The 3,900-nt window shown below is 39.7% G+C and carries 7 protein-coding genes and 1 pseudogene; 4 read left to right on the top strand and 4 right to left on the bottom strand.

The features are described from left to right. Positions 1–264, bottom strand: a 264-nt coding sequence (locus LC574_RS30260) for a tryptophan-rich sensory protein (RefSeq protein ID WP_229457300.1), incomplete at its 3' end; no start/stop codon positions are given. A gap of 355 nt (positions 265–619) precedes the next feature. After that, positions 620–997 (bottom strand): hypothetical protein, encoded by a 378-nt coding sequence (locus LC574_RS30255; protein ID WP_229457299.1) that lies wholly within the window; start codon positions 995–997, stop codon positions 620–622. Positions 998–1,125: 128 nt separating this feature from the next. Here LC574_RS30255 and dacB point away from each other — a divergent pair, with 128 nt between their 5' ends. From dacB to LC574_RS30240, 3 genes are all read left to right on the top strand, one after another. Further along, positions 1,126–1,683: a D-alanyl-D-alanine carboxypeptidase/D-alanyl-D-alanine-endopeptidase gene (dacB, locus tag LC574_RS30250; protein WP_267871724.1), complete on the top strand. Its 558-nt coding sequence runs from the start codon at positions 1,126–1,128 to the stop codon at positions 1,681–1,683. Positions 1,684–1,926: 243 nt separating this feature from the next. Then, positions 1,927–2,307: a TerD family protein gene (locus tag LC574_RS30245; protein WP_306422177.1), complete on the top strand. Its 381-nt coding sequence runs from the start codon at positions 1,927–1,929 to the stop codon at positions 2,305–2,307. Then, on the top strand, positions 2,267–2,608 hold the full coding sequence (locus tag LC574_RS30240; RefSeq protein WP_368736752.1) for a VWA domain-containing protein: 342 nt from the start codon (positions 2,267–2,269) through the stop codon (positions 2,606–2,608). Before LC574_RS30245 ends, LC574_RS30240 begins: the two co-directional genes overlap by 41 nt. A gap of 229 nt (positions 2,609–2,837) precedes the next feature. Here LC574_RS30240 and LC574_RS30235 read toward each other — a convergent pair whose 3' ends face one another. Together LC574_RS30235 and LC574_RS30230 are read right to left on the bottom strand one after the other, a co-directional pair. Continuing rightward, entirely contained in the window at positions 2,838–3,344 is a 507-nt protein-coding gene (locus LC574_RS30235; protein WP_229457296.1) for a GNAT family N-acetyltransferase, read from the bottom strand. Positions 3,345–3,418: 74 nt separating this feature from the next. Next, positions 3,419–3,496: pseudogene (locus tag LC574_RS30230) on the bottom strand (hypothetical protein); the annotation flags it as partial. A gap of 36 nt (positions 3,497–3,532) precedes the next feature. Between LC574_RS30230 and LC574_RS30225 the strand changes: the two are divergent. Beyond that, entirely contained in the window at positions 3,533–3,868 is a 336-nt protein-coding gene (locus LC574_RS30225; protein WP_229457295.1) for a DUF3122 domain-containing protein, read from the top strand. Positions 3,869–3,900 lie beyond the last annotated feature (32 nt).

Raw genomic sequence — 3,900 nt, 5'->3', positions numbered from 1 at the left:
AATGGTTACAATTTCTAAAAGCAAGTATAAACCCATGATTAACCGGGTTGAGGTGCTTCCTGGATCTTTTTCCCAGACAATATAAGCTGACCAAGCACCGCAAATAAATATTATAGTCCAGATAATTGGAATTGCACCCTCAAAAGTTAGCCATCTCGGTCGTTGTAAGCGCTTGAACCATTGGCGATCGCTAGGTGTAATCAAGTTAGCTGCTAAGGCAACTAAGAAAGCCACACCCCCAATCACCATCCAAGATTTAATCATGGCCGTTATTCCTTTACAAGCGCTATCTATCGCTTAATATCACTCTTTATAGAGTTTTTAAACCAACGCAAAACCAACACTTTCAGCTTTTAATTTCTAAAAAATGCTCACGAGATGTTCAAAGCTACTATTCCCAGTAGTTTTGACTCCAAAATGAGCATTATTCTATACTCAGCATTCATGCTCAATAAATGCTCATGGTTCACCATCATTATCATTCTAAGTCTACCGTCTGAAGTTGTTAAACAACTTATTAAATAAATTATTAAACAACTAGGAATTATAGCTAGAGATGGACATAAAAAAGCTCACAAGCCTGATGATGCCGTGAGCCAAAATATCTAATCTCTGATGTCTATTCCCCTAGCAGTTCCATCACCTCCTCAAGTTTGAGCTTTGCTTTGTACAGATTGAGCAACTTTTCTTGCTCCCACCTCTGAGGAGCTTGATATCGCTTCCCTTCCATTGTCAGCTTAATTAGCGCCGCTTGCTCATCGGTCGGTGAATTCATCTGATCAAGTGCAACCGCTATATTTTGGTAAGCTTCAAAGGATAGTCGTCTTAGTCCCTTTCCCTCTTCCATCTGAGTAAGTGCGATCGCGGGGAATGCCATCAAAGATGTAATCCAACTGGTTTTATAACCAGCGTTGCCAGTTGGCTTGATGCCGTAACGTCTACACAAGTCTCTCAACTCAGCAATGGTTTTGATTTCAAGTTCTGACCGTGTGAACATAAAATAGAGTTACCCATTTTCTAAAAGTGGTATCGGTGGTGAACTGTTTTCCAGGCTAGTATCACCACCGTTTTAAACTCTATTCTTCTGTTCACAAAACATTCAAGCTATATTTACATCTCTCAACAATGCCCAACCCCAAAGGAACACCTGAAAATTTGGAGCCGATTAAGTCTAATAGAGATAAACCTTTGGACGGTAAGCTTGCATTTCGTGTCACCAAGGAAGTAGAAAAACCCAGAGTAAAAAATCAAACTAGCGCTGATGTAGGCTTGGAAGTTGTGAAAGCGAGTTTAACTCAATTGGGAGTTGATCCAGCAAATTATATTTTAGTGGATGGTTCGGGTTTATCACGTCGTAACTTAGTGACACCAGAAGCTTTGGTGCAAACTTTGCGAGGAATAGCAAGAACACCAACAGCATATATATATCGCGCATCTTTACCCGTGGCGGGTAAAAGTGGAACCTTGAAGGGACGCTTTCAAGATACACCTGCCGAGGGCATTGTGCAAGCAAAAACAGGTACATTAACGGGTGTAGTTTCTCTATCTGGATATATGAATGCGCCTAAATATGAGCCGTTGGTTTTTAGTATTCTCGTCAATCAATCAGAACAACCTGCAACAGTTGTGCGGCAGGCAATTGATGAAATTGTTGTGTTGTTAACACAGTTGCAGCGTTGTTAACAAATGTTTAGAGATGTAAAATTTTGCGTCTCTACATTCGCCTACTCTGGTAAGTAATTGAAGCCTAACTTATTGACAACAAGGCTCTAGACTCGGAGCGATCGCTTAAGCATTAACACAAAGACAATAATGTTTAATAGTTTAGCGCAGTTGCAGTCTGCTTTATAACGACAATTATATCAGTACTACCAACAAAAAAATATGTGGCATGAATGTCAGATTTTTTGATATTACGTATTTTTACTGATTACACTGCTTTTTAGTGGCGGTTTTTTTGGGGCTTTTAGTAATACTCAAGACTTTGACTTGGATGCTTCTGTAATCTGTTTAGATCAAAAGGACAAAATAACCGATATAAGTAACGTTATTTCCTTTAGAAATTTATCCCACAAATCAGGAGCTATTACCCATTTGGGTGATAATCTCACGGGTGCAGGAGCAGGTGATGACGAGCAGATTCTTGTAGATTTAACTCGACTACCAAAAGAAATTGTCAAACTAGTTTTTACAGTTAACATTTACGACTGTATTGCTCGTAAACAAGAATTTACACAGATACAAAATGCCTTTGTGCGGCTAGTCAATACATCTAACAATCAAGAAGTATACTCAAGAGCAACCTAGTAAACTGCCTACATTGATTGTATTTCTCAGCGATGGAGGTGTAACTGATGAACAAGAGATTAAAAAAAGTGTTATTGATGCAGCAAAATATCCTATATTTTGGCAATTTGTTGGCTTGGCTGGTTCTAACTATGGAATTTTGGAAAAATTAGATATAATGGATGGTCGCATTATTGATAATGCTGATTTTTTTCATGTAGATGATTTAAGAAAAATAACTGATGAGCAGTTGTATGAAAGACTGTTAAATGAATTTCCTAGTTGGATGAAACAGGCAAGATCAAAAGGTATTTTAAGTTAGGGTTTTGAAGCAAATATCGTATCAATAGATTGAGGACTCTATGCTCTATTATCCACACCGGATAAAATTATCTTAAATAAATTTATCTTTCCGATCGCCTGAATTTAACCAAACCAAATCGCAAGCTCAAATTCCCTATTTAGCAACATATAGACTTGAGTAGACCTCCCAAAGTCAGTTGTCAGAGATGTCAATCAACAGATCGCTGAAACCTTGCAATCCCACAACTTCAAGCTGTGGGAGTGTCAACAATTGGGAGTCCCATGATTACTAAGTCCCGTTCAACGCTGTCAATTTCGGCAACTTTAGGTAAATGTCCCCAAGGTTGAAAACCAAATGTTTCAAAAAGTTTTAAACTGGGTTGATTGTGGGCAAAAATGAAGCATACTAGGGTCTTTAAACCTAAATTAGGACTTTCACTAATTGCTTGTGCTAATAGTTGTCGTCCCAAACCACACCGATGAAAGCCAGGGGCTATGTAAATACTAATTTCGGCAGTCTTACTATAGGCGGGTCGCCCATAAAAGGATTGGAAACTCAGCCATCCAGCAATTACTCCCTCTACTTCGATTACCCAAAGTGGACGTTGTGAAGGCGATCGCGCCTTAAACCAAGGAAGGCGACTTTCCACCGATACTGGCTCTAAATCAGCAGTTGCCATGCGGCTAGGAATTGCGGCATTATAAATTGCCACAATTGCAGGCAAGTCAGTTTCAGTCGCATGGCGAATAGTCATTGCTAGCGTCTCGGAGAAAATCTTGAAAAAATATTCAAAAATAATACAGCGTTACGAAAGCCGTAACACTATCTCACCAGAATAGTTTTGGCTCCCCCTGGCGCTGCTTGGATAGCAGCCGCAGTGCCTCCAGTTCCTCCACCGACAACCAAGACATCAGTTGTATATCTGACTTTTTCCGTTAAGTCTTGAAAGCCTTACTGATCAAACAGAATTACAACAGTCCGGTAAAAGACTTACGGTTGCGCTTGGTTGCTTTTCCGGGTGTCGTTGAAATTGCTCATCCCCAATCATTGTTAATTGAGACAACAGCAGGAAGATTGCTGAATGCATCGGATACATACGCTTTAGCTGCACCCGTGCCTAATGTGGGCGAATATAACTTAACTGATATCTTACCGAAACTGCCAACAACTGATGCACTCAAACTCTATGTGCCACTCTCTAGTGGACAGCAATTGGTTGTCAACATATCTAACACTGTAGTCACTGAGTGGCAATGGCTAGTTACAGAAATTGATTGAGTTTACGCACCAATGGTAAATTTTATTAATGT

It is taken from the genome of Nostoc sp. CHAB 5715, assembly GCF_020829685.1.
In the GTDB taxonomy this organism is placed as follows: Bacteria; Cyanobacteriota; Cyanobacteriia; order Cyanobacteriales; family Nostocaceae; genus Nostoc.
Note: the sequence above shows the minus strand (reverse complement) of the source record. Positions and strands in the feature narration are given on the sequence as shown.